The sequence below is a fragment of the Amycolatopsis sp. NPDC003861 genome, from assembly GCF_053605405.1.
Genome location: NZ_JBSGJD010000022.1, coordinates 16,826 through 40,875, shown reverse-complemented (window position 1 = coordinate 40,875; position 24,050 = coordinate 16,826). Strand labels below are relative to the sequence as shown.

The 24,050-nt window shown below is 72.7% G+C and carries 25 protein-coding genes; 13 read left to right on the top strand and 12 right to left on the bottom strand.

Annotated elements, in window-relative coordinates:
- Positions 1-7: 7 nt before the first annotated feature.
- On the top strand, positions 8-1,387 hold the full coding sequence (locus ACWEVN_RS08770; RefSeq protein ID WP_452050790.1) for an MFS transporter: 1,380 nt from the start codon (positions 8-10) through the stop codon (positions 1,385-1,387).
- Here the strand turns inward: ACWEVN_RS08770 and ACWEVN_RS08765 are convergent.
- Positions 1,362-1,646: a ubiquitin-like small modifier protein 1 gene (locus ACWEVN_RS08765; RefSeq protein ID WP_452050789.1), complete on the bottom strand. Its 285-nt coding sequence runs from the start codon at positions 1,644-1,646 to the stop codon at positions 1,362-1,364. The two genes, ACWEVN_RS08770 and ACWEVN_RS08765, sit on opposite strands and share 26 nt — an antisense overlap.
- A gap of 3 nt (positions 1,647-1,649) precedes the next feature.
- Positions 1,650-2,732 carry an exo-alpha-sialidase gene (locus ACWEVN_RS08760; protein WP_452050788.1) on the bottom strand — a complete coding sequence of 361 codons (1,083 nt, stop codon included), beginning with the start codon at positions 2,730-2,732 and terminating at the stop codon, positions 1,650-1,652.
- A 165-nt stretch (positions 2,733-2,897) separates the two neighbouring features.
- On the opposite strand from ACWEVN_RS08760, the gene ACWEVN_RS08755 reads away from it, so the two are divergent.
- Both ACWEVN_RS08755 and ACWEVN_RS08750 read left to right on the top strand, forming a co-directional pair.
- The gene (locus ACWEVN_RS08755) at positions 2,898-3,269 is read left to right on the top strand and encodes a YciI family protein (protein WP_310974419.1); all 372 of its coding nucleotides are present in this window, start codon (positions 2,898-2,900) and stop codon (positions 3,267-3,269) included.
- Between the two features lie 56 nt (positions 3,270-3,325).
- A complete protein-coding gene (locus ACWEVN_RS08750) occupies positions 3,326-4,141 on the top strand; it encodes an NAD(P)H-binding protein (RefSeq protein ID WP_452050787.1) in 816 nt (271 codons plus the stop codon).
- 78 nt (positions 4,142-4,219) lie between these two features.
- Here ACWEVN_RS08750 and ACWEVN_RS08745 read toward each other — a convergent pair whose 3' ends face one another.
- The 3 genes from ACWEVN_RS08745 to ACWEVN_RS08735 are packed head-to-tail and all read right to left on the bottom strand — an operon-like array spanning position 4,220 to position 5,873.
- On the bottom strand, positions 4,220-5,209 hold the full coding sequence (locus ACWEVN_RS08745; RefSeq protein ID WP_452050786.1) for an NAD(P)-dependent alcohol dehydrogenase: 990 nt from the start codon (positions 5,207-5,209) through the stop codon (positions 4,220-4,222).
- On the bottom strand, positions 5,206-5,430 hold the full coding sequence (locus ACWEVN_RS08740) for a helix-turn-helix transcriptional regulator (protein ID WP_449682741.1): 225 nt from the start codon (positions 5,428-5,430) through the stop codon (positions 5,206-5,208). Before ACWEVN_RS08740 ends, ACWEVN_RS08745 begins: the two co-directional genes overlap by 4 nt.
- Complete coding sequence (locus tag ACWEVN_RS08735; RefSeq protein ID WP_452050785.1) at positions 5,424-5,873, bottom strand: hypothetical protein; 450 nt, start codon at positions 5,871-5,873, stop codon at positions 5,424-5,426. Before ACWEVN_RS08735 ends, ACWEVN_RS08740 begins: the two co-directional genes overlap by 7 nt.
- A 105-nt stretch (positions 5,874-5,978) precedes the next feature.
- Between ACWEVN_RS08735 and ACWEVN_RS08730 the strand changes: the two genes are divergently transcribed.
- Complete coding sequence (locus ACWEVN_RS08730) at positions 5,979-6,329, top strand: YciI family protein (protein ID WP_310974413.1); 351 nt, start codon at positions 5,979-5,981, stop codon at positions 6,327-6,329.
- Positions 6,330-6,334: 5 nt separating this feature from the next.
- Positions 6,335-7,579, top strand: a complete 1,245-nt coding sequence (locus ACWEVN_RS08725) for an RNA polymerase sigma factor (protein WP_452050784.1) — start codon at positions 6,335-6,337, stop codon at positions 7,577-7,579.
- Positions 7,580-7,882: 303 nt separating this feature from the next.
- Here the strand turns inward: ACWEVN_RS08725 and ACWEVN_RS08720 are convergent, their stop codons facing one another.
- Complete coding sequence (locus ACWEVN_RS08720; protein WP_452050783.1) at positions 7,883-8,506, bottom strand: enoyl-CoA hydratase/isomerase family protein; 624 nt, start codon at positions 8,504-8,506, stop codon at positions 7,883-7,885.
- Entirely contained in the window at positions 8,503-9,096 is a 594-nt protein-coding gene (locus ACWEVN_RS08715) for a TetR/AcrR family transcriptional regulator (RefSeq protein WP_452050782.1), read from the bottom strand. Before ACWEVN_RS08715 ends, ACWEVN_RS08720 begins: the two co-directional genes overlap by 4 nt.
- Positions 9,097-9,149: 53 nt before the next feature.
- On the opposite strand from ACWEVN_RS08715, the gene ACWEVN_RS08710 reads away from it, so the two are divergent.
- A complete protein-coding gene (locus tag ACWEVN_RS08710; RefSeq protein WP_310974409.1) occupies positions 9,150-9,503 on the top strand; it encodes an arsenate reductase family protein in 354 nt (117 codons plus the stop codon).
- Here ACWEVN_RS08710 and ACWEVN_RS08705 read toward each other — a convergent pair.
- Complete coding sequence (locus tag ACWEVN_RS08705; protein ID WP_452050781.1) at positions 9,500-10,711, bottom strand: threonine synthase; 1,212 nt, start codon at positions 10,709-10,711, stop codon at positions 9,500-9,502. The genes ACWEVN_RS08710 and ACWEVN_RS08705 overlap by 4 nt on opposite strands.
- Positions 10,712-10,741: 30 nt before the next feature.
- Here ACWEVN_RS08705 and ACWEVN_RS08700 point away from each other — a divergent pair, with 30 nt between their 5' ends.
- The gene (locus ACWEVN_RS08700) at positions 10,742-11,521 is read left to right on the top strand and encodes a DUF1295 domain-containing protein (RefSeq protein WP_449682748.1); all 780 of its coding nucleotides are present in this window, start codon (positions 10,742-10,744) and stop codon (positions 11,519-11,521) included.
- Positions 11,518-12,330, top strand: a complete 813-nt coding sequence (locus tag ACWEVN_RS08695) for a carbon-nitrogen hydrolase family protein (RefSeq protein WP_452050780.1) — start codon at positions 11,518-11,520, stop codon at positions 12,328-12,330. The genes ACWEVN_RS08700 and ACWEVN_RS08695 overlap by 4 nt, the downstream gene beginning before the upstream one ends.
- A gap of 16 nt (positions 12,331-12,346) precedes the next feature.
- Here the strand turns inward: ACWEVN_RS08695 and ACWEVN_RS08690 are convergent, their stop codons facing one another.
- From ACWEVN_RS08690 to ACWEVN_RS08680, 3 genes are all read right to left on the bottom strand, one after another.
- Positions 12,347-13,093 (bottom strand): SDR family NAD(P)-dependent oxidoreductase, encoded by a 747-nt coding sequence (locus tag ACWEVN_RS08690; protein WP_449682750.1) that lies wholly within the window; start codon positions 13,091-13,093, stop codon positions 12,347-12,349.
- A gap of 92 nt (positions 13,094-13,185) precedes the next feature.
- Positions 13,186-14,079, bottom strand: a complete 894-nt coding sequence (locus ACWEVN_RS08685; RefSeq protein ID WP_449682751.1) for a LysR family transcriptional regulator — start codon at positions 14,077-14,079, stop codon at positions 13,186-13,188.
- Positions 14,079-15,332, bottom strand: coding sequence for a cytochrome P450 (locus ACWEVN_RS08680; protein ID WP_449682752.1), 1,254 nt, complete (start codon positions 15,330-15,332; stop codon positions 14,079-14,081). The genes ACWEVN_RS08685 and ACWEVN_RS08680 overlap by 1 nt, the downstream gene beginning before the upstream one ends.
- 46 nt (positions 15,333-15,378) lie before the next feature.
- Between ACWEVN_RS08680 and ACWEVN_RS08675 the strand changes: the two genes are divergently transcribed.
- The 3 genes from ACWEVN_RS08675 (at position 15,379) to ACWEVN_RS08665 (ending at position 19,719) form a co-directional block, all read left to right on the top strand.
- Positions 15,379-16,107, top strand: coding sequence for an alpha/beta fold hydrolase (locus tag ACWEVN_RS08675; protein ID WP_452050779.1), 729 nt, complete (start codon positions 15,379-15,381; stop codon positions 16,105-16,107).
- Between the two features lie 241 nt (positions 16,108-16,348).
- Positions 16,349-19,594 (top strand): tetratricopeptide repeat protein, encoded by a 3,246-nt coding sequence (locus ACWEVN_RS08670; protein ID WP_449682753.1) that lies wholly within the window; start codon positions 16,349-16,351, stop codon positions 19,592-19,594.
- The gene (locus ACWEVN_RS08665; RefSeq protein ID WP_449682754.1) at positions 19,591-19,719 is read left to right on the top strand and encodes a hypothetical protein; all 129 of its coding nucleotides are present in this window, start codon (positions 19,591-19,593) and stop codon (positions 19,717-19,719) included. The genes ACWEVN_RS08670 and ACWEVN_RS08665 overlap by 4 nt, the downstream gene beginning before the upstream one ends.
- Here the strand turns inward: ACWEVN_RS08665 and ACWEVN_RS08660 are convergent.
- Entirely contained in the window at positions 19,683-20,465 is a 783-nt protein-coding gene (locus ACWEVN_RS08660) for an L-histidine N(alpha)-methyltransferase (RefSeq protein WP_452050778.1), read from the bottom strand. The genes ACWEVN_RS08665 and ACWEVN_RS08660 overlap by 37 nt on opposite strands.
- Before the next feature lie 28 nt (positions 20,466-20,493).
- On the opposite strand from ACWEVN_RS08660, the gene pdxR reads away from it, so the two are divergent.
- Both pdxR and ACWEVN_RS08650 read left to right on the top strand, forming a co-directional pair.
- Positions 20,494-21,945 carry a MocR-like pyridoxine biosynthesis transcription factor PdxR gene (gene pdxR / locus ACWEVN_RS08655; RefSeq protein ID WP_452050777.1) on the top strand — a complete coding sequence of 484 codons (1,452 nt, stop codon included), beginning with the start codon at positions 20,494-20,496 and terminating at the stop codon, positions 21,943-21,945.
- Between the two features lie 115 nt (positions 21,946-22,060).
- Positions 22,061-23,830, top strand: a complete 1,770-nt coding sequence (locus ACWEVN_RS08650) for an MFS transporter (protein WP_449682757.1) — start codon at positions 22,061-22,063, stop codon at positions 23,828-23,830.
- The last annotated feature ends 220 nt before the right edge of the window (positions 23,831-24,050 follow it).

Sequence of the window (24,050 nt, the reverse complement as noted above, 5' to 3'; positions counted from 1 at the left end):
CGAAAGCATGACCACCAACCGTCCCGGGCTCGTGCTCGCCATCTGTTGCGCCAGCATCGTCGTCGTGGTGATGGACATCTCCATCGTCACCGTCGCCCTGCCCGCCATCCGCCGTGACCTGGGTGCTTCCGTCTCCGGCCGGCAATGGACCGTCGACGCCTACACGCTCGTGCTGGCGGCCTTCCTCGTGCTCGCCGGGTCCGCCGCCGACCGGTTCGGCCGCCGCCGCGTCTTCCGGTGGGGGCTCGCCCTCTTCGGCCTCGGGTCGCTGCTGTGCAGCCTGGCCCCGGGCATCGGCTGGCTGATCGCGGCCCGCGCGCTGCAGGCCGCCGGCGGCACCATGCTCAACCCGGTCGCGATGGCCATCGTCGCCACCACCTTCCCCGCGCCGGCCGAACGCGCCCGGGCCATCGGCGTGTTCGGCTCGATGTCGGGCCTGGCGCTCGCGCTCGGGCCGATCCTCGGCGGCGCGCTCGTCGACGGCCTCGGCTGGCGGGCCGTCTTCTGGGTCAACGTCCCGATCATCGCCGCCGCGCTCGTCGCGACGACGCTGTTCGTGCCCGAGTCGCGTGCGCCGCGGGCCCGCCGGTTCGACCCGGTGGGGCAGGTGCTCGTGCTGCTGGTGCTCGGCAGCGTCGTCTCCGCGCTGATCGAGTCGCCGCGGCTGGGCTGGACGTCACCGTGGAGCGTCAGCCTGCTGGCCCTCGCCGGGCTCGGCGTCCTGGGCATCCTCGCGTACGAACCGCGCCGCGCCGACCCGCTGCTCGAACTGCGCCTGTTCCGCAGTCTCTCCTTCAGCGGGGCGATAGTCATGGCCCTGTTCGCGCTGTGCGGGTTCGGCGCCTTCCTGTTCGTCACGACGCAGTACCTGCAGGACGTCCGGGGCCTGACCCCGCTGACGGCGGGCCTGTGCCTGCTGCCGGTCGGCGTGCTGGTCCTGGTCCTGTCCCCGCGGACCGGACGGTTCGTCGGCACACGCGGGCCGCGGTGGCCGCTGGTGGCCGCCGGTGCCGCCCTCGCCGTGGGCGGCGTCGTCTCGGCGTTCCTCGGCCCGGCCACGCCGCTGCCCGCCGTGCTCGCGACCTTCCTGCTGTTCGGCGTGTTCCTCGGCACGGTGAACCCGCCGATCACCAACACCGCCGTCTCCGGCATGCCGGGTTCGATGGCCGGGGTGGCCGCGTCGCTGGCCTCCGCCGGACGGCAGACCGGGACCACCCTGGGCGTCGCGCTCTCGAGCGCGGGGCACGGCGTGTGGTGGCTGGTCGCCGGGCTCGGAGCCGGTCTGGTCGTCCTGGCGCTGCTGAGCACCGGACGCCGGGCGGCCGCGACGGCCGGCCGGGCGGCGGCGCTGTTCGACGAGCTCAGCCTCCCGCGACCGACGGGATGATCTGCACCTCGGCGTCCGCGCGCAGCACGGTCGCGGTGCCGTCGCGGCGGCGGCACTCCTCGCCGTCGACGTAGAAGTTGACGTACCGGCGCAGCCCCGCCTGTTCGTCGCGCAGCCGCCGTTCCAGTGCCGGGTACCGCTCGGCGAGCGCGTCGAGCAGGGCGCCCAGGGTGGCCGGTTCGGCGACCTCGACGGCCAGCCGGGCCTCGCCGCCGGCCTTCTCCCGCAGCGTGCCGGGCAGCAGCACGGTGATCCGCACGGTTCACACCCTCGCGGCGCGGACGCTCAGCACGTCGGGCAGGTGTGCGACGACGAGCTGCCAGCTGTCGCCGTCGTCGCGGCTGGCGTAGACGTCGCCGGTCCGCGAGCCGAAGTACACCCCGGCCGGGTCGGCGTCGTCGGTGCACATCGCGTCCCGCATGACGCCGGCCCAATACCCGTCCGGCAGGCCCGGCCCCAGTGCTTCCCACGACTTCCCGGCGTCCTCGCTGCGGTACACCCGGCAGTGGCCCTTGGGCGGGAACCGCATCGCGTCGGCGACCAGCGGGAATGTGTAGATCACCTCGGGCCGGCCCGGGTGCACGACCATCGGGAAGCCGAAGTCGCTGGGCAGGCCCTCGGCGATGGACTGCCAGGTCGCCCCGGCGTCGTCGCTGCGGTAGACGCCGTGGTGGACCTGCGCGAACAGGCGGTCCGGCGCGGCCGGGTGCCGGGCGACCTTGTGCACGCACTGGCCGTATTCGGGGTACGGGTCGGGCACGTGGACCGCCTTGATGCCGGTGTTGCTCGCCGCCCAGGACTCGCCGCCGTCCTCGGTGCGGTAGACGCCGCCGGTGGACATCGCGACCGTGATGCGGCCGGGATCGGTGGGGTGCGGGAGGACGGTGTGGACGGCCTTCCCGCCGCCCCCGGGCGTCCAGTGCTCGCGGTGCGGGTGGTCCCAGAGACCCCGGACGAGCGCGTAGGTGCGGCCACCGTCGTCGGAGCGGAAGAGGGCGGACGGCTCGGTGCCGGCGTAGACGACGTCCGGCTCGCTCTCCGGGCCCGGCACCAGCTGCCACGCCCTGGCCAGGGACTCGCCGGTGTCCGCGGGGAACGCGATCGGCGCGTGGTCCGGTTCGGTCCAGGTCGCGCCGAGGTCGTCGCTGGTGGCCACGCTCGGCCCGTAGTGCTCGCTGGTGACCCCGGCCAGCAGCCGCGGGGTGCCGCGTCGCGTGTCGATGCCGACCGCGTACACCTCGGTCATCGGGTGGTGCGGGCCGGTGACCTCCCAGGTGGCCCGGTCGTCCGTGCTGGTCGCCAGCCACAGGCCTTTGCGGGTACCGATCGCGAGGAGGATGGACATCGGACTCCCTCTCCGTGGTGATGCAGGTCACAGGTACTCTGCCGGAAAAATCTCCCCGGGGAAATGTCGAACGCCGGTCGCGGCCGTTCGACGCGGGGGTGAAGGCCGGTCACCGCGTCCGGGAACGCACCGGACCCCGGCCGACGGAACACCAGGGAGCACACCATGCGGTTTCTCATGATGCACCGGGTCGACGAGCAGGACCCGAAGAGCTGGAACCCGAGCCAGGAGTTCATCGAGCAGATGGGCGGGTTCATCCAGGAGGCGGCGGAGAAGGGCATCCTGATCACCGCGGAGGGCGTCCACCCGACGGAGAAGGGCTCGCTGGTCCGCAAGCCGCGCGGCGCCGCGATCCGCGTGACCGACGGGCCGTTCGCCGAGGCCAAGGAGGTCATCGGCGGGTTCGCGCTGATCAACGCGGCGGACCGGGCGGAGGCCGTCGAGTTCGCCAAGCGCTACGTCGAGCTGTTCGACCAGGACATCGAGGTGGAGGTCCGCCAGGTCGTCGAGTTCGACGAGCTGCCGACGCAGGACTGACGTCCGTCCGGTGGCGCTAGGCTGGCCGGGACGAACGACTCCGGGGGGTTGAGCGGATGTTCCTGGTCACCGGCGCCACCGGCAACGTCGGCGCGGAAGTGGTTTCGGCACTCGCGGCGGCGGGCGCCCCGGTCCGGGCGCTGGTGCGCCGGCCGGACGTCACCCTCCCGGACGGGGTCGAAGCCGCCGTGGGGGACCTCGATTCGCCCGGAAGCCTCACGGACGCACTCAAGGGGGTCGAGGGCGTCTTCCTGCTGTCCGGGTACGAGGACATCTCCGGCCTGCTGCGCGACGCCGGGGTGCGGCGGATCGTGCTGCTGTCCGGCGGCTCGGCGGCGTTGGAGGACATGGACAACGCCGTCTCCCGGTACATGACGCTGTCCGAGCGCGCGGCGCGGGAATCGGGCCTGGACTGGACGTTCCTGCGGCCGCGCGCGTTCATGTCGAACGCCCTGCGCTGGCTGCCGCAGCTGCGCGCGGGCGACACGGTCCGCGTCCAGTTCCCCGACGTCCCGGTGGCGTGCATCGACCCGGCGGACATCGCGGCGGTGGCGGCGCTCGCTCTGGCCGGCGGGCACGAAGGGCTGGTGCACGAACTGACCGGGCCGGTGGCGATGCGGCCGGCGGAGCAGGTCGCGGTGCTGGCCTCGGTGCTGGGGCGGGACCTGGAGTTCGTCGGGCTGTCGAACGACGAGACGCGGGTGGAGCTCGAAGCGGGCATGCCGCGTGAGTACGTCGACGCGTTCTGGAACTTCTACGTCGACGGGACACTGGACGAGGCGACGGTGTACCCGACGGTCCACGAGGTGACCGGGCGGCCGGCGCGGACGTTCGACGAGTGGGCCGAGGCGCACGCGGGCGTCTTCCGCTGACCCGGTGATCGGGCCCGGCCCGACCTGTCCGCCGTGCTCGCCGTCGACTGGCTGGGCACCCCGCCCACGTCAACCGGATCAAGAAGCTGCAGGACCGCGGCTTCCGAGCGTGAGCACGACCTTGCCCGCCGAGTGTCCCTTGTGGACGTAGTCGATCGCGGCCGCGGCGTCGGCGAGCGGGTACGTGCGATCCAGTGCGGGCGTGAGGCCGCCGGCTTCGATCGTCTCGCGCAGGACTTCGAGGTCGGCGCCGCGGACCGCGGAGACGAGGCCGCGCAGCCGGTGACCCACGAACAGGCTCAGCAGCGCCGCGCCGGCGAGCCGCTGGGTGCCGCCCAACCACCGCCCGCCGGTCTCGCTGCCGACGAGCACCAGCGTGCCGCGCGGCGTCAGCGCCCGGCGCAGGTGCGTGAGCCGGCGCGCGCCCGCCGTGTCCAGCACGAGGTCGTACCGCCGGCCGGTGAAGTCCTCGCGCCTGTAGTCGACGACGTGGTCGGCGCCGAGTTCGCGGACCAGGTCCGTCTTGCCGGTGCTGCACACCGCGGTGACTTCGGCGCCGAAGGTCTTGGCCAACTGCACCGCGAACGACCCGACGCCGCCCGCGGCGCCGATCACCAGGACGGACTGGCCGGGCCGGACCCGGCCCGCGTCACGCAGGCCCTGCAGGGCGGTGCACCCGGAGATCGCGACGGCCCCCGCCTGCTCGAACGAGAGCCGGGCCGGTTTCGCGGCGACCCGATCGGCCTTCGCGACGGCGTACTCGGCGAACGCTCCAGTGCACTCGCCGAACACCTCGTCGCCGCGGCGGAACTTCGTGACACCGTCCCCGGTTTCCTCGATCGTGCCCGCGAAGTCGAGGCCGCGCACCGGGTTCTTCGGCCTGCGGACACCGAAACCGAGCAGGCGCACCAGGTACGGCTGCCCGGTGGTCAGGTGCCAGACGCCCGGGTCGACGCCGGCCGCGTGCACGCGCACGAGGACCTCGCCGGGCCCGGGCGCCGGTCTTTCGATGTCGCGCGGTTCGAGAACGCCGGGATTTCCGTAGCGGTCTTGGACAATGGCTTTCACGACGACTCCTCCGGGTACTGGAACACTTCTTCGAGCGGGACCGCGAACACATGCGCGATCTGGAACGCCATTTCGAGTGAGGGCGAGTAGCGGCCCTGCTCGATGGCGATGACGGTCTGGCGGGTCACCCCGAGCCGTGTGGCGAGCTCGGCCTGGGTCATCTGGCCGTGCGCGAACCGGAGGGCGCGCAGCGAGTTCGTGACGCGGGTCGGCTTCACCACGGCTGGAAACCCCGCCGGTAGGCGGAGATCCGGGTGATCGACCCGAGGACCGCCGACAGGACGAAGGCCAGGTAGATGACGTTGGCGATCCAGAAGTGCGGCGCCTCGGCCATCGCCAGCAGCAGCGCGGCGACGGCGCCGATGACGACGAACGAGTGGCCGACGTGCTCGCCCAGCCGGCCGATTTCGACGTCGCGCTGATCCTTCGCGCCGTCCTTCGACACGATCGCGACGACGATGCTCAGCACGATCGTCGCGACGATGGACGTGCCGACCGTCCAGAGCAGCGCCGCGACGTACGGGACCTCGGTCAGCGGCCGCCCGCCGGCCCGGCCGAGGACCAGCACGAGGTACACCGCGTAGCTCACCACCGCGGCGATCCCGAGGATCCAGGCGTTCTTCTCTTCGTGGGTCACCTCGCCAAGGTAAAACAAATCAGACATCGTGTCAAAGTTTCTTGACATGAGAAAATTCCGGCGCAGGGGTGTCCAACGGGCCGGCCGTCGTTCGTAGTGCTGGCGTACGGCAACCGAGCCACAGGAGGAACCGTGAAGTACCTGATGCTGATCAACGCCGCTCTCGACGCCGACGGCGCGCCCACCGGCTGCAGCACGCCGGACGACTGGATGCTGTTCGACAAGTCCCTGAAGGAAGCCGGCGTCCACGTGGGCGGCGATTCGGTCGCCGACTTCACGACGGCGGCCACGGTCCGGGTCGACGAACGCGGCGAGCGGCTGGTCACCGACGGCCCGTTCGCCGAGTCCCGCGAGGTGCTCGGCGGCTACTTCGTCGTCGACGTGCCGGACCTCGACGTCGCCCTCGACTGGGCGGCGCGCTGCCCGGGGTCCCGCGACGGCGGGTCGATCGTGGTCCGGCCGCTCGCCGGTTACGAGGGCTGACGACGGTGGCGGGCGAGGCGCCCCGGCTCACCCTCGAGGCGGTGTTCCGGGAGGAGCGCGGGCTGCTGCTGGCCGCGCTCGCCCGCCGGTTCGGCGACCTCGACCTCGCCGAGGAGGTGACGTCGGAGGCGATCGAGGCGGCGCTGGTGCACTGGCCGGCCGAGGGCGTGCCGCCGAAGCCGGGCGCCTGGCTGATGACGACGGCCAGGCGCAAGGCGGTCGACCGCCTGCGCCGCGACCAGGCCTACGCGGCCCGGCTCGCCGAGATGCAGGTCGAGGCCGAGCGCACGGCGCCCGCCCCGCCCTCGCCGTCGGGTGGCTTGCCGGACGAGCGGCTCCAGTTGTTCTTCACGTGCGCGCACCCGGCGTTGCCGGCGGAGGACCGCGCGGCGCTGACGTTGCGCTGCCTCGCCGGGCTGACGACCCCGGAGGTGGCGCGCGCGTTCCTGGTGCCGAGCGCGACGATGGGCAAGAGGATCGTCCGGGCGAAGAACCGGATCCGCACGCTGCGGATCCCGTTCCGCGTCCCGGACGCTCCCGAACTGCCCAGCCGGCTGCCGGGTGTGCTCCAGGTGGTGTACTCGATCTTCACGGAGGGCTACGCGGCCAGTTCGGGCCCGGACCTCCAGAGGCTCGACCTGGCGGAGGAGGCCATCCGCCTGGCCCGCATCCTCCGGCGGTTGCTGCCGGGGGAGCGGGAGGTCACGGGCCTGCTGGCGCTGATGGTGCTGATCCACGCCCGCCGGGAGGCCCGAACGGGCCCGGACGGCGACCTCGTGTTGCTGGACGACCAGGACCGCACCCGCTGGGACCGCTCGATGATCGCCGAGGGAACGGAACTGGTGGAGCAGGCGCTGACGGGAGGCCCGCCGGGCTGGTACGGAGTCCAGGCGGCGATAGCGGCCCTCCACGACGAGGCGGCGGACGTGGCGAGCACGGACTGGCCGCAGATCGTGGCGTTGTACGACGTGCTGGGCAGGCTGGCACCGTCGCCGGTGGTGGATCTGAACCGAGCGGTGGCGGTGGCGATGAGGGACGGCCCGGAGGCAGGGTTGGCGTTGTTGGAGGGCCTGGCGGGGGAGCCGAGGTTGCGGGGGTACAGCCCGTTTCCGGCGGCGCGAGGGGATTTGCTGAGCCGGCTGGGGCGGGCCGAGGAGGCGGCTTCGGCGTATCGGGAGGCTTTGAAGCTGGCGGGGACGGAGCCGGAGCGGGCCCACTTGCGGGGGCGGCTGGCGGAGGTGGAGGGGTAAGGGGCGCGGGGTGGCGGGCGTTGCCGCTCGCTTCGCGCGGCTCGGCTTCCGCCGCTCCGCGGCTTGCGCCGCCGCGGTCGGCTTCGCCGCGGCGCACTAGCTCGTTCGGCCCGCCGCCGCAGCTTGCCTCGCCGCCGCGGGTCCACTTGCGGGGGTGGCTGGCGGCGGTGGGGGAGTAAAGGGCGCGGGGTGGCGGGAGTTGCCGCTCGCTCCGCCGCCAGCCGCAGCTCGCCGCGGCTTGCTCCGCCGGCCGGCCGAAACTGTCGGTGGTCCCCGGTAAGCTGGATACCGGGGGCCGGAGGCCTACCCCGCCGCCCGCAGAGCCGCCACGGCCGGGGCGAACATCGTTGCCTTGATTGCGCCCAGCGTTCCGCGGTCCTTGCCCGCCAGTTCCTCCACTCGCTCCTGGGCCACCTTCAGCACGTCGCCCTCGGCCGCGACCTCGTCCACCAAGCCGATCTCCGCCGCCGCCGAGCCGCCGAAGCGTCGGGCCGTCGTCATCGAGGCGATGGCCGCCGCGGGGGTCAGTTTTCCCTGGATCAGCGCCGCCATGCCCGGGGTGAACGGGATGTTGATGTCCGCCTCCGGGAAGCAGAAGTAACCCCGGTCGCTGCGCATCACGCGGAAGTCGTGGGCCATCGCCAGCATTGCGCCCGCGCCGAACGCGTGGCCGTTGATCGCCGCCACCGTCGGCACCGGCAGGGTCAAGACCCGCGCGAACAGCTCCTGGACCTCCGCGACGTACTCCGAGGCCCGGTCACCGTTCGCCGTCAGCCATTCGAGGTCCAGGCCGTTCGAATAGAACTTGCCGCTGCCGGTCGTCACCAAAGGACCTTCGACACCGTCCAAATAGGAATGGACGCGCTGGAGCCAGTCCGGCGAGAACCGGTTCTCGTCGGCACCGAGGTCGAGTACGGAAACGGTCACGGTCGGTCCTTTTCTCGAGGGGACACGGTCAGCACGGCCCGCACCGCGGCGGCCAGCCTTTCCCGCACCAGTTGATCGGTGATGTCACGCCGGAAGAACGCCGTCGGCAGGTCGACGACGCACGTCGTGATCACGTCGACGGCCAGTCCGTCCCCGCGGTCCCACAGCTGCCGGGCCAGCCGCACCAGCAGCGCGACCAGGCGCTTGTCCACCGCGTGCAGGGCCTCCGCCAGCTCGTCGGGCAGCTCCGGCCCGAACAGCCGGTCGCCGCGCACCGACAACAGCATCCGCGCGCCGTCGGGGCGCAGCAGCGCGAACTCCGCCGGCGTGTCCGCGGCCGCGACGACCGCCTCCACCGGCGAAGGAGCCTGATCCACCCGGGACGTCTGCAGGTCGAGGAACGCCGTGGCCGCGCGTAGCCAGACCTGAGCCTTCACCGCACTGAGCGACCCGAAAGCGTGGTAAATCGTCCCGTTCGGGACGCCCGCGGCCGCCGCCAGGCCACGGACCGTCACCTCCGTCGAGGAGGCGACGAGCCGCTCGGCGACGTCGAGGAGCGCGTCGAGGTCGTGGACGCGGGGGCGGGGCATGCCGCGACCGTAACAGAGCACGTGCTCTAAAACCAGGGCGGTAAGCTGCCGCCGTGGAAATCTGGATCAACCCGGCCTGCTCGAAGTGCCGGTCCGCCGTGTCGATGCTCGACGAGGCCGGCGCCGAATACACCGTGCGCCGCTACCTCGAGGACCCGCCGACGGCCGCCGAGCTCGAAGCCGTCCTGAAGCGCCTCGGCCTGGAGCCGTGGGACATCACGCGCACCGCCGAGCCCGTCGCGAAAGAACTCGGCCTCAAGACCTGGGGTCGCACGCCCGCGGACCGGCCGAAGTGGATCGACGCGCTCGCCGCGCACCCGAAGCTGATCCAGCGGCCGATCATCACGGCCGACGACGGCACGACGGTCGTCGCCCGCGATCCCGAGACCGTGCGGTCGGTCCTTTAAGGAATCGCGTCGGTCGTCGACAGGAGCGGGACGGCCAGGGGCACCGTCTCCGGGTACTTGATCCCGGCGCCGGTGTTGAGCACGACGACGTCTTCGCTGCCCTCGAGCCACCCCGACTCGCGTAGGTGCTTCAGCGCGGCGAAGCACGCTCCGCCCTCCGGGCAGACGAAGGTGCCTTCGTACGACGTCAGGTCCCGTTGCGCCTTGAGAAGCTCCTCGTCGGTGACGGCGATCGCGGTGCCGCCGGTCGCGTACACGGCGTCGAGCACGAGGAAGTCGCCCAGCGCCTTGGGGACCGTAATGCCGAAGGCGACCGTGCGGGCGTCCGGGAACGGCGTGCTTTCGCGGTCACCGCGCGAAAACGCCGTGACGATCGGCGCGCACCCGGTGGCCTGGACGGCGACGAGCCGGGGCAGCGGCCCGGAAACCCAGCCCAGCTCCCGCATTTCCAGCAGTGCCTTGTAGATCCCGATGATGCCGACGCCGCCGCCGGTGGGGTACAGGATGACGTCGGGCAACCGCCAGCCGAACTGCTCGGCGATCTCGTACCCCATCGTCTTCTTGCCCTCGATGCGGTACGGCTCCTTCAGCGTCGAGACGTCCTGCACGCCGGGCCGCCGCCCGACGGCCGCGGCGACGAGCTTGCCCGCGTCGCCGATGAGACCGTCCACCCGGTACAGCTCGGCGCCCGCCGCGACGCACTCGCGCATGGTGATCACCGGGGCGTCGTCCGGCATCGCGACCAGGCTCGACATTCCCGCGCGCGCCGCGTACAACGCCCACGCCGCGCCGGCGTTGCCGTTCGTCGGCATCGCGATCCCGTGCACCCCCAGCTCGGCCGCCCGCGAGACGCCGACCGCCGCGCCGCGCGCCTTGAACGTGCCGGTCGGGACCAGGCCTTCGTCCTTCATCCACAAGCGTGACAGCCCCAGCTCACGGCCGTAGCGCGGCAGGCGCAGCAACGGCGTCATGCCTTCGCCGAGGCTGACGACGTGCTCGGCCGAGCGCACCGGCAGCACCTCGTGGTAGCGCCACAGCGTCGGCTCGCGCCCGGCGATCTCCTTCGGCGTCACGGCTTCGCGGACCCCGTCGAGGTCGTAGCGCGCGAGCAGCGGCGCGCCCGCCGGGGACAGGCCCTGGACGGCGTCGGCGTCCAGGCAGTCGCCGGTCCGCGAGCACTCGAGGTGGCTGAGGAAGGAGTACGGCACAACGCCGATCCTAGGTCCTAAAGTGAGCACATGGACGCGCTGCGGGTGTGCCTGTACGTCTTCGCCGGGGTGACGCTCGGTACCTGGGTGGCCTCTGTGCTGACCAGGGAATACTCCTGGGTCGACCGGATCTGGTCGATCGTGCCGGTGGCCTACGTGGGGATCTTCGCCGGTTTCGCCGGGTTCGCCGACGCGCGGCTCGACGTGATGTTCGCGCTGGTCGCGCTGTGGGGCGCGCGGCTGACCTTCAACTTCGCCCGCAAGGGCGGGTACGCGCCCGGCGGTGAGGACTACCGGTGGGCCGTGCTGCGCGAGCGGATGGCGTCGTGGCAGTTCCAGCTGTTCAATTTCTTCTTCATCTCGCTCTACCAGAACGTGATCCTGCTGCTGATCACGCTCCCCGCGCTGACCGCGCTGGAGCACCCCGGCGGCTTCGGGGTCGCGGACGTCGTCGTCGCGCTGATCTTCGCCGCCTTCCTGGTCGGGGAGACGGTCGCCGACCAGCAGCAGTGGGCGTTCCACCGCGAGAAGCACGCCGGGCGGGCGCCGACGCGGTTCCTGCAGGCCGGGCTGTTCCGCTACTCGCGGCACCCGAACTTCTTCTTCGAGCAGGCGCAGTGGTGGGCGATCGCCGCGTTCGGCGTCGTCGCCGGCGGTCTGCAGTGGACAGTCCTCGGTGCGGTCCTGCTGACGCTGCTGTTCGTGGGCTCGACGCGGTTCACCGAGAGCATCACGAAGTCGCGGTACCCCGAATACGCCGACTACCAGCGGCGGACGTCGGCCGTGGTCCCGTGGCCGGTCCGCGGATGACGGTCGTCGCCGCGCTGCAGATCGCGACCGGCGTCCCGCTCGAGCGGGTCCTGGCGTTCGAGGACGAGATCCGGGGCGCCGACCTGGTCGTACTGCCCGAGGCCGTGCTCGGCGGCTATCCGGGCCGGACGCCGTTCGTGGAGTACTTCCACGCGGCCGTGACGGTGCCCGGCCCCGAAGTCGCCGAGCTGGCCGGGCTCGCGGCGCGGACCGGCGCGAGCCTGGTCGTGGGCGTCATCGAGCGCGGCGGCTCGACGCTGTACAGCACGGTCGTTTTCCTCGACCCGGCACTCGGCCTGGTGGCCCGGCACCGCAAGCTGGTCCCGACCGCCCGCGAACGCCTGGTCTGGGGCCGCGGCGACGGCTCGATGCTCCCGGTCGTCCCGACGGCGGCCGGCCGCGCCGGCGCGGCGATCTCCTGGGAGAACCACATGCCCCTGCTGCGGGCCGCGATGTACGCGAAGGGCGTCGACATCTGGTGCGCCCCGACGGCGGACGATCGCGACGTCTGGCAGGCGTCGATGCGCCACATCGCCGACGAGGGCCGGTGTTTCGTGGTTTCGGCGTGCCCGTACGAAACCACGGGCGACGACCCGTTCCGCGGCGGCAGCGTGATCGTCGGCCCGCTGGGGGACGTGCTGGCGGGCCCGTTGCGCGGCACCGAAGGCCTGATCACGGCGGAGATCGACCTGGCCGAGATCGTGGCCGCGCGGCACAGCCTCGACGTGTCGGGCCACTACGCGCGGCCGGACGTCTTCTCGCTGACGGTGGACGAGCGACCCCAGGACGGCGTCACCTTCCTGAGGTGACGCCGCCCCGCCGGACTCACACCGCCAGCCGGCCGCCGTCCACCGGGAGGATCGCGCCCTGGACGAAGCTCGCATCGCCCGCTGCCAGGAACGCGATCGCCGCCGCGATCTCCTCCGGGGACGCCACGCGCCCGGCCGGGCCCGCGGCCGCCAGCTCGTCCAGGCCGTCGCCGAAGACCGCCGTTCCTTCGGTGCGGGTCGGGCCCGGGCTGACCGCGTTGACGCGCACGCCCGACGGCCCGAACTCCGCCGCCCACGCCTTCGTCATCAGCTCGATCGCCGACTTCGACGCGCCGTACACCGCCATGCCCGCCATGCCGCGCACCGCGACCATCGTGGACACGTTCACGATCGCGCCGTGGCCGCGTGCCGCCATCTCCGGCCCCAGCGCGGCGACGAGGAAGAACGGCACCTTCACGTTCGTCGTGAAGACCGCGTCGAAGTCCGCCTCCGCGAAGGTTCCGGTCGGTCCGGTCGGGAAGATCCCGGCGTTGTTGACCAGCACGTCGATCGGCCCGGCCAGCTCCCGCGCCCGGTCCGCCAGCGCCCGCGCCGACGCGGCGTCGACGAGGTCGGCCGCGACGAAGTCGGCCTTCCCGCCCGCCGCGCGGATGGTCTCGACGGCCTCGGCGCCGCGCCCGGCGTCCCGGCCGGACAGCACCACGTGCGCGCCGAGCCCGGCCAGCGCCGCCGCCGTCGCGCGGCCGATGCCGCTCGTGGCGCCGGTCACCAGTGCCGCCGACCCGGACAGTTCTGCAGTCATCGTTCAGCTCCTCCGCAACCCGGGTGTTTCCCCGGTCGCAGAGTTCAAGCGAGACCACCCGGAAGGACTTCCGGCTGCGTGTTCGGCCCTCCTTATACCTCCGATCCGTTCCGCCGATGGTCTTCCAGCGCCGCGACGAACTCGGCGACGTCCCGCCGTCGCGACGCCGCCGGCCACACGGCCCAGGTCCGCCGGACGATCGGCGTGCCGGCCAGCGGCACCCACCGGACCGTGTCCGGCAGCGGGTAGGGCCACTCGGGCGGCGCGAACGCGTACGCCCCGCCCGCGCTGACCGCCGGGATCTTCAATTCGACGATCAGCCGCTGCTCCTCCGGCACCTCCGGCCCGACGTCGAGGCCGTGACTGCGCAGGATCGCGGCCAGCTCGTCGTACCAGGCCGGGCTGCCCGCACGCGGGAAGGCGAACCACTCCAGCCCGGCCAGGTCCTCCAGCCGGACCGGTGAACCCAGCTTCTCGGCGACCTCGGTGGCCAGCAGGACACCGACGTCCTCGGTCACCACGAGCGTCGCGTCCAGATCGGGCCCGGGCGGACGCTCGCGGACCAGCCCGACGTCCAGCTCGCCGGCCCGCAGCGCCGCCACCTGCGCCACCGACGACAGGTGCCGCGCCTGCACCCGCGTGTCCGGCAGCCGCGCGAGCGCCGCCGGCAGCAGCTCCGGCGGCAGTTCCAGCGGGACGCCGACGCGCAGCACGCCGCCGCCGTCCGCGGTGTGCCGGGCCATCGCGGCCAGCGCCTGGTCGTGGCGCGCCAGCACCGCGCGGGCCTCGCCGAGCAGCGTCGTCCCGGCGTCGGTGACCTGCACGCCGGTGCTGGTGCGCACCAGCAGCCGGACGCCGAGCCGCCGTTCGAGGGCCGTGATCGTCTGGGACAGCGCCGGCTGGCTCACGTGCAGCTGCCGGGCCGCCTTCGACATCGCGCCCGCCTCGACGACCGCGACGAACGCCCGCAGCTCCCGGATCTCCATCAGACGGCCCACCGGATCGGCAGCGACTTGAGGCCGTTCTGGAAGTTCGAGCGCAGCCGCACCGGGTCGCCCGCCAGGGAAACCTGGCCGAGCCGGTCGAGCACCGCGTCGAACATCGCCCGCAGCTGCACCCGCGCGAGGTGCGCGCCGAGGCAGAAGTGCGGGCCGTGGCCGAAGGTCAGGTGGTCGTTCGGGGTCCGGCCGATGTCGAACGTGTCCGGCTCCGGGAACACCGCGGGATCCCGGTTGGCCGCCGAGAACCAGACCACCACCTTGTCCCCGGCGGCAATGTCCACATCGGACAACCGGACGCCGGTGACGGCCGTGCGCCGGAAGTGCATGACCGGCGTCCACCACCGCAGCATCTCTTCGACCGCCGAGGGCAGCAGCGAGCGGTCGGCCAGCAGCCGGCGGTATTGCGCGGGGTGCGAGAGCAGCGCGAGCAGCCCGCCCGGCAGGCCGTTGCGGAGGGTTTCGTTGCCCGCCACGGAAAAGAGCCAGAACAGGTTCTCGAACTCGGCGAGCGAGACGCGGCCGCCGTCGTCCGCGACGTGCTGCATCAGGTTGCTCATCACGTCGTCACCCGGGTGGGCACGCTTGTACTCGCCCAAAGCGTTCGCGTACGCGTAGAGATCCGGCATGCCCGCGCGCGTCCGCGGGTCGGGCATCGACCCGTCCGGCCCCGGCGACGGCCGGACGGCGAGCGCGGCCCGGGCCAGCTCGCTCACCTCGGCTGCGGATACCGTCGAGCTCACCGCGTACTCGGCGTCCTGGTAGCCGATCACGCGGTTGCTCCAGTCGTACATCAGCCGCCGGTCCTGCTCCGGCACGCCGAACACCTCGGCCAGCGTCAGCAGCGGGAGATCGGCCGCCACCTGCGCGAAGTCACACCGGCCGTCGGAGGCGACGGCGTCGACGAGGTCCCGCGCCCAGGCCTCGATCTGCGACGTCAGCTTCGCGATCGCCCGCGGGGTGAACGCCTTGGTGAGCAGCCCGCGCAGCCGGCCGTGCTCCGGCGGGTCCATGTTCAGCATCATCCGGCGCACGTACGCGAGGTCGGCCGCGTCCCGGATCTGCGTCCCGCCCAGCTGCGAGGAGAACACTCCCGGGTCGCGCAGCACCCGCCGCACCTCGGCGTGCCCGAGCACGGCCCAGAAGTCGTCGACGCGCACCACCGGGCCGGCGCGCCGCAGCCGCGCCAGCTCGTCATACGGGACCCCTCGCACGTAGGTGTCCGGATCGGTGATCGTCACGGGCCGACCCTAGCCGCGGGCACCGACAATTTGGGAGGCTGCGCGGATGGACACGCTCAACATGCGCATCGGCGGCAAGGGCGAACCGGCCGTCCTCCTGCTGCACGGCCTCGGCGCGACCGGCGCCGTCTGGAACCACCTCGCCGTCCAGCTCGACCGGCGCGTCCTGGTGCCCGACCTGCCCGGCCACGGCCCGTCCGCACCCCTGCCGCACTACAGCTTCGCCACGCTCGCCGAAGCGGTGGCGCGAGCGCTGCCGGACGGCGGGCCGCTGATCGTCGCCGGGCACTCACTCGGCGGGGTGCTCGCGCTGGAACTGGCGTCCGATCGCCACGACGTCGAGGTGGCCGGCGTGCTGGCCCTCGGCGTCAAGGTCGAGTGGAGCCAGGACGACCTCAACCGCGCGGCGTCGTTCGCGGCCCGGCCGCCGCTGGTGTTCGCGACGCAGGAGGAGGCCGATCAGGCGTACCTGAAGGTGTCCGGGCTGCTCGGGATCGCGCCGGCCGACCCGGCCGGGCTTCGCGAGACCGAGGGAGGTTGGCGCCTCGCGATGGACCCGGCCGCGTTCGGCCTCGGCGCGCCGGACATGCCGGCCCTGTTGGCCGGGGCGCGCTGCCCGGTCGTGCTCGCCGCGGGGGAAAACGACCCGATGAGCCGTCCGGAGCAGCTGCGGGCGCTCGATCCCGGCGCCGTCACGCTCGCCGGTCTCGGGCACAACGCCCACGTCGAGGACCCGGCCGCCGTGCGGGCCCTGCTCGAACGCTTCGGCGTCTAGAAGGAGCGGGTGCAGCCGTCGTACCCCACTCGACGGCTGCTCCGCCAACCCCTCGCCACCATCGGACGCGAGAAGCCTAGGAAAGCGCGGTGGACGAGCGCCTGTACTCCCGCTCCGCGCCGCCGTCACGGTCCGTACCTGCGGAAACGGTTATCTTCGCCGATCGGTGGTACATCTCGGGCGGCACGATCGTGATGCTGGAGAGGTACGTTCCGCTCGGGGGACGCAGGAGAGGACGCCTGTGGACGAAGGTCCGTCGTTCGCCGGATGGCTGCGCGACCGGCGTGTGCTCGCCGGTCTCACCCAGGCCCAGCTCGCCGAGCGTGCGGGACTGAGCCTGCGCGCGGTGCGCAACGCCGAGCTCGGCAGCGTCCGGCGGCCCCGGCCGGAGACGGCCCGCAAGCTGCGGGAGGCGCTGGCCGAAGCCCCGCCGGAACCCGTGCGGCTCGGCGTCCTGGGCCCGTTGACGGTGACGCGCGGCGCCGAGGCCGTGGAGATCGGCGCGGAGAAGCAGCGCCTCCTGCTGGCGCTGCTGGCCCTGCAGCCGAACCGGACAGTCCGGCGCGAGGACCTCGTCGACGTCATCTGGGACGAGCCGCCGTCGTCGTGCCTGGAGCTGCTCCACACCTACGTCGCCCGGCTGCGGCGGGCGCTGCGGCCGGCCGACCTCATCGCCACGGACAAGGGCGGCTACCGGCTGGCCGTCGGCGAGGACGAGCTCGACCTGCTGCGTTTCGAAGCGCTGCTGGAACGGGACGCCCACAAGGAGGCCCTGGAACTCTGGCGCGGCCCGGCGCTCGCCGACGTCGAACGGCTGCGCCAGCACCCCGCCCGGCTCGCGCTGTCGATGCGGCGCGCGAAGGCCGTGCTGGCCTACGCCGCGGACGCCGACCCCGAGGACGCGGCGGTGCAGCTGCGGGTGCTGACCGCGGAGGAGCCGCTGAACGAGTCCGCGCACGCCAAGCTGGTGCTGGCGCTCGCCGCATCCGGGCGCCAGGCCGCCGCGCTGGATGTCTTCGACGAAGTGCGCCGGCGCCTGGCCGATGAGCTCGGCCTGGAACCCGGTCCCGAGCTGCGGGCGGCTCAGCAGCAGGTGCTGCGCCAGGACTTCGCCGCTCCGGAGCCGCCCGCGCGGGTGCCGGCCCAGCTGCCCGCCGACGTCCCCGGGTTTCGCGGCCGGGCCGCGCAGCTGGCCGAGCTGGACGCGCTGCTGCGGCGCGACGAAGGCGACACCGGCGCGCGCATCGCCGTCCTCTCCGGCACCGGCGGGGTCGGCAAGACCGCGCTCGCGGTCCGCTGGGCGCAGCGCGTGCCCGCGGAGTTCCCGGACGGCCAGCTCTACCTCGACCTGCACGGCTACGGCACGGTCCGGCCGGTGGACCCGGGCGACGCGCTGTCGGGGTTCCTGCGTGCCCTCGGCGTCGACGGCGCGGACATCCCCGCCGAGCCGGACGAGCGCGCCGCGAAGTTCCGGACCGCGCTCACCGGGCGGCGGATGCTGCTGGTGCTGGACAACGCCAACGCGGTCGGGCAGGTCCGCCCGCTGCTGCCCGGCTCGCCGACCTGCCTGGTGCTGGTGACCAGCCGGGACGCGCTGCCCGGGCTGGTCGCCCGTCACGGCGCCCGCCGCGTGCTCGTCGACCTGCTCACCGAGGCCGAGGCGCGTGATCTGCTGCGGGCGCTGCTCGGCCGGCGCGTCGACGACGAACCGGAGGCCACCGCGGCCCTGATCGGGTACGCGGCCCGGTTGCCGCTGGCGCTGCGGCTGGTCGCGGAGCTGGCGCTGAGCCGGCCGGGGGAGCGGCTCGCCGCGCTCGCGGCCGAGCTGGCCGACGAACGGCGCCGGCTCGACCTGCTCGATGGCGGCGGTGACGAACTGACCGCGGTCCGCGCGGTGTTCTCGTGGTCCTACCGCAACCTCGCGCCCGACGCGGCGCGCGTGTTCCGGCTCTGCGGCCTGCACCCGGGCCGCGACTTGACACCGCCCGCGCTGGCCGCGCTCGCCGGCGTCCCCCTGCCGGAGGCCGAAAGGCTGGCCGGCACCCTGGTGCGCGCCCACCTCGTGCAGCAGACCAGTGACGACCGGGTCCAGCTGCACGACCTGCTGCGCGTCTACGCGGCCGAGCTCGCAGCGGAGGACGCCGAGGAGAGCCACGAGGCGCAGCAGCGGCTGTTCGACTTCTACGTCACTTCGGCCGGGCAGGCGATGGACGTCGTCCTGCCGCAGGAACGGCACCTGCGGCCGCGCGTGCCCGACCCGGAGATCAAGGTGCTCGACGCGCCGGCGTGGCTGGAGGCCGAGCGGCGGAACCTGCTGGCGGTCGCCGCGCACGCCACCCGGCACGGCTGGCCCGAGCACCTGCGGCTGCTGTCCGGGATCCTGTGGCACTACCTCGACGTCGGCGGCTACCACGAGGAAGCGCTGGTGCTGCACACGCACGCGTCGGCGCTGGCCCACCACACCGGCGACCGGGCGGCCGAGGCCGAGCCGCTCATCCTGATCGCGCTGGGCCACTGGCGGGTCGGCCGGTCGCCGGAGGCCCTGCGGTACCTGGAGGAGGCGCTCGTCCTGGCCCGGGAAACCGGCGACTGGCGCACCGAAATCCACTCGGTCAACACCCTGGGGCTGGTGTGCCGCGCGCTGGGCCGGTTCGCCGACGGGATCCGGTACTCGACCGAGGCCCTCGCCCTGGCGCGGAAGACGGGCGACCGCACCAGCGAAGGCCTGGTCCTGGTGGTGCTCGGCTGTTCCAGCCGCGGCATCGGCCGCTACGGCGAAGCGATCGGCTACCTGGAAGAGGCCCTCGCCCTGGCGCGTGACATCGCCGACCGCACCAGCGAGGGCTACGCGCTGGTCAACCTGGGCGACGCGCTGTCGGCGCTGGGCCGGCACGACGAAGCCGTCCAGGCCCTGGAGGAAGGGCTGACGCACCTGCGTGCGATGGGCGTCCGGGTGAGCGAGGGGTACGCCTTGAGCATCCTCGGCGACATCGAGCACGCCCGCGGCCGGTACGCCGAAGCCGCGGAACACCTGGAGCGGGCCCTGGAAATCGCGCAGGAGACGGGAAGCCCGCCCAACCGCAGCATCTCGCTGAAGCACCTGGGCGACGTCCGGCTGGCGCAGGGACGGCACGCGGAAGCGGCCCAGCACCTCGAAGAAGCACTGAGCCTGGCCCGCGAATGCGGCGATCGGGGCGTGGAATCCCGCGTCCTCAACAGCCTCGGCAGCCTCTCCGCCGCGCGCGGCGCCACCGCGGACGCGCTGCGGTACCACCGGGAAGCCCTGGCCGTGGCGAAGGAAACGGGCTGCCGTCCGGAGCAGGGCCGGGCCCACTGCGGGCTCGGCGAAGTCCACAGCGGACTCGGTGACCCGGAGGCCGCCCGCTCGCAGTGGGAGCGGGCGCTGGCCTGTTACGCCGGGGAATGCGTGCCCGGCGCGATCCGGGTCCGGAACCACCTGACGGCCCTGGAGCGCGGCGCGCGGTGATCGGGTTCGCGGGCGGCCAGGTCGGCTTCGAGCCGCTGGAGGTCGCGGTCGACGACGTCGGTGCTGCCCGCGAGCCGGGCCCGGGGCTTCACGGCCTGCTCCCGGTGGCCTTGAAGAACGTGTAGTGGAAGGTGCCGTCGTCACGGGTCGTCCGGTGCAGGTCGGCGATGCCCTGGTCCCAGCGGTTCTGCGTGATCAGCCCGCGGCCGACGGCCATTTCGCCGACGCCGTCGACCATCGCGGTGAACGTGTCGCGCGTGAACCCGGTGACCAGGCCGGGCCGGGACGCGTCGGCGTAGACCGTCCGCGGTTCGACCATGACGTCCCCGAACCCGGCGCCGGTCAGCAGCGGGTGGAGGCGGCGGCCGATGAGCGCGTCGCCGCCGGCGTCGGCCTGGAGCCGGATCAGGCAGTCGACGGCGGCCTGGGCGTGCTCGCTGCGCGGGTGGAAGAACGCCGAACCGTGGTCGCCCTCGATCACGGTGATCGTGCCGCCGGGGCGCAGCAGCGTCTTCAGGTGCGCGAGGGCCTTCTCCGGCTCCGGCAGGTGTTCGAGGACGAAGCAGACGAAGACGTGGTCGTACTCGCCGTCGAGGCCGAACAGGTCGGCCTGCCGGAAGTCGACGCCCTCGACCCGGGCCCGGGCCTGGCGCAGGGACGCCGCGGAGACGTCGACCGCGGTCAGGTGCGCGTCCGGGCTGCGGGCCGCGAGGTGGACGGTCTGGGCGCCGACCCCGCAGCCGGCTTCGAGCACGCGGCTGCCGGCGGGGTAGGCCGTCCCGGCGTGCAGGAGGTCGGCGAGGGTGTCGGCCTGGTCGCCGAGGCGGCGGGCTTCGGGTTCGGTGTATCCGTGCACGTAAACGGTGTCCATGCGTCCAGCGTGCTGCGACAATGGCCCGATGGACAGAGCCAAAACAGCGCCCTCGGAGGGGTCCATAGGCTCGGACTTCCTCCAGCTGGACGTCCGGTCGGCGCCACCGGGCGGGCTCGCGGACTGGCTCGCCGGGCAGTTGCGTTCCGCGGTCGCCGACGGCCGGTTGCCGGTGGGCGGACGGCTGCCCGCGTCCCGGGTGCTGGCCGTCGAGCTGCGCGTGTCGCGGGGCGTGGTCACCGAGGCCTACCAGCGGCTGATCGACGACGGCCACGCCGCGGGCCGCGGCCGGGCGGGCACGGTCATCGTCGCCGCGCCCGTGCTGCCGCCGTCCCCTTCGCCGGACCGGCGCTCTTCGGACGTGATCACGGCTTCGCCGGGCGTGGAGGTGTTCGACGCGGTCCGCGCGACCCCGGCCCGGATCGACCTCAGCCCCGGCGTCCCGGACCTGACGGCGTTCCCGCGGGCGGCGTGGCTGCGGGCGGAGCGGGCGGTGCTGGACGAGCTGGAGCCGTCCCACTTCGGCTACAGCGACCCGCGCGGCGCGCCGTCGATGCGGCTGGCGGTGTCGCGCTGGCTGGCCCGCAACCGCGGGATCCGCGTCGATCCGGGCGAGATCATCGTGGTGGCCGGGGTCGCGCAGGCGTTGACGCTGGTCGGCGAGGTGCTGCGGCAGCACGGCGTGACTTCGGTGGCCGTCGAGGACCCGAGTTCGCTGGGGGCGCGGCAGCACCTGCACCACTGCGGCCTGGCGACCCCGCCGGTGCCGGTCGACGACGACGGCCTGCGCGTCTCGGCGTTGACGGCGCCGGCGGTGCTGCTGACACCGGCGCACCAGTTCCCGATGGGCGTGGTGCTGGGCGGCGAGCGCCGTCGTGAGCTGATGCGCTGGGCGTCTTCCGGCGGCATCGTGCTCGAAGACGACTACGACGCCGAGCACCGCTACGACCGGGCGCCGGTGCCCGCGGTCCGGTCGATGGTGCCGGAGGTCTGCTACATGGGCAGCGTGTCGAAGCTGCTGGCGCCGGCGTTGCGGGTGGGCTGGCTGGTGGCGCCGCCGCGGTTCTCCGCCGATCTCGTGGCGGCGAAGCGGTTCGCTGACCTGGGCAATCCGGTGCTGGCCCAGCTGGTCCTGGCGCGCTTGATGGAGACGGGCGAGCTGGAGCGGCAGCTGCGGGTGGTGCGAGGGCGGCACCGGCGCCGGCGGGACGCGATGATCCGGGCGCTGTCGGCGTCGCTGCCCTCGGCGGTGGTCCACGGCGCGGCCGCCGGGTTGCACCTGACGGTGACGTTCGACGCTGACGTGGACGACGTCGCGGTGGCGGCGGCCGCGCTGGCGGAGGGGGTCAAGGTCCAGCCGCTGTCGTGGCACCGGCAGCTCCCGGGGCGGCCGGGCCTGGTGCTGGGGTATGCGGCGCGGACGGCGTCGGAGATCGAGGAGGGCGTGGCCGTTCTGGGCCCTCTGGTAAAGGGTCCCTAAAGGACAGTCAAGCGGCTGTGATCATGCTCTCCCATGCATTTCGCGCTGTTGGTTGCCATACGCAAGCAACTTGCTTAGCCTAGCTAAGGGACTTTGCGAGCAGAAGGGTTGCACAGTGGCGGAACGCCGGACGTATTCGATCGCGGAACTGGGGCCGCGGTACAAGTGGATCGCGCTGTCCAACACGACGCTGGGCATGCTGATCGCCACGATCAACTCCTCGATCGTGCTGATCGCGCTGCCCGACATCTTCAAGGGCATCGGCATCAACCCCCTGGAACCGGCCAACACGAGCTACCTGCTGTGGATGATCATGGGCTTCCTCGTGGTCACCGCGGTGCTGGTGGTGAGCTTCGGCAGGCTCGGCGACATGTACGGCCGCGCGAGGATGTACAACCTCGGCTTCGCGGTGTTCACGGTGTCGTCGATCATGCTGGCCATCACCTGGTTCGACGGCGACGCGGCCGCGTTGTGGCTGATCGGCTGGCGGATCGTGCAGGGCGTCGGCGGCGCCTTCCTGATGGCGAACAGCTCGGCGATCCTCACCGACGCCTTCCCGGCCAACCAGCGCGGCCTCGCGCTCGGCATGAACGGCGTCGCGGCCATCGCGGGCTCGTTCCTCGGCCTGGTCGTCGGCGGCGTGCTCGCGCCGGTCGACTGGAACCTGATCTTCCTGGTGTCGGTGCCGTTCGGCGTGATTGGCACGGTCTGGGCGTACCTCAAGCTGCACGACACCGGCGTCCGCAAGCACGCGCGGATGGACTGGTGGGGCAACATCACCTTCGCCGTCGGCCTGATCGCGGTGCTGATCGGCATCACCTACGGCATCCAGCCCTACGGCTCGTCCCCGACCGGCTGGGGGAGCCCGTTCGTGCTGACCTGCCTGATCGGCGGCCTCGCGGTGCTGGTGGCGTTCGTGGTCATCGAGTCGAAGGTGGACAACCCGCTGTTCCGCCTGTCGCTGTTCCGCATCCGCTCGTTCACCTGGGGCAACGTCGCCAACCTGACGGCGTCCCTCGGCCGCGGCGGGCTGCAGTTCATCCTGATCATCTGGCTGCAGGGCATCTGGCTCCCGCAGCACGGCTACACGTTCGAGCAGACCCCGTTGTGGGCGGGCATCTACATGCTCCCGATGACGATCGGCTTCCTGGTCTCGGCCCCGGCGTCGGGCGTGCTGTCCGACCGCATCGGCAGCCGCCTGCTCGCCTCGGGCGGCCTGCTCATCACGGCGGTGACGTTCCTGCTGCTGATCCTGCTGCCGGTGAACTTCGACTACTGGGCGTTCGCGGCGATCCTGCTGATCAACGGCATCGGCATGGGCATGTTCGCCTCCCCGAACCGCGCCGAGGTGATGAACAGCCTCCCGGCGGACGCCCGCGGCTCGGGCGCGGGCATGATGACGACGTTCCAGAACGCGGCGATGGTCCTGTCGATCGGCTTCTTCTTCAGCTTGATCATCGCGGGCCTCTCGTCGAGCCTCCCGTCGACGATGAGCGCGGGCCTGATCGAGCACGGCGTTCCGGCGTCGTCGGCGGCCCAGATCGCCAACCTCCCGGCGGTGGCGGTGCTGTTCGCGGCGTTCTTGGGGTACAACCCGATCCAGCAGTTGCTGGGCGGTCAGCTGTCGTCCCTGCCGCCGGACCAGGCGTCGTTCCTGACGGGGCGGAGCTTCTTCCCGAACCTGATCTCGGGCCCGTTCCAGTCGGGCCTGGCGGTGGCGTTCGGCTTCGCGATCGTGGTGTGCCTGATCGGCGCGGTGGCGTCGCTGCTGACCAAGGACGCCCGCCCGAAGAACGGCGAGTCGGTGGGGGAGGAACTGGCCGCGGTGGCGGGGGAGTCGAGCGGCGGGCCGAGCGAATTGGTGTCGCCTTCGACCGAGCGCTGACGGTCGTTTCGGGAAGCCGGGTGCCGGGTGGCACCCGGCTTTTTCGCGTCGAAAGCGCCGTTGGAAGTAGGCCGAATGACGCAACTGTCAAAGAACAAGGAACGGCCGGGTCGGGTGATCGATAGGAAGATCGAACAGCTCGCGGGAGGGCGAGCTCGTCTTCGCGCGGCATGGAGGGTGCGGCGCTCCGGAGGAAAGCCGGGCCGACTGGCGCCTCGAT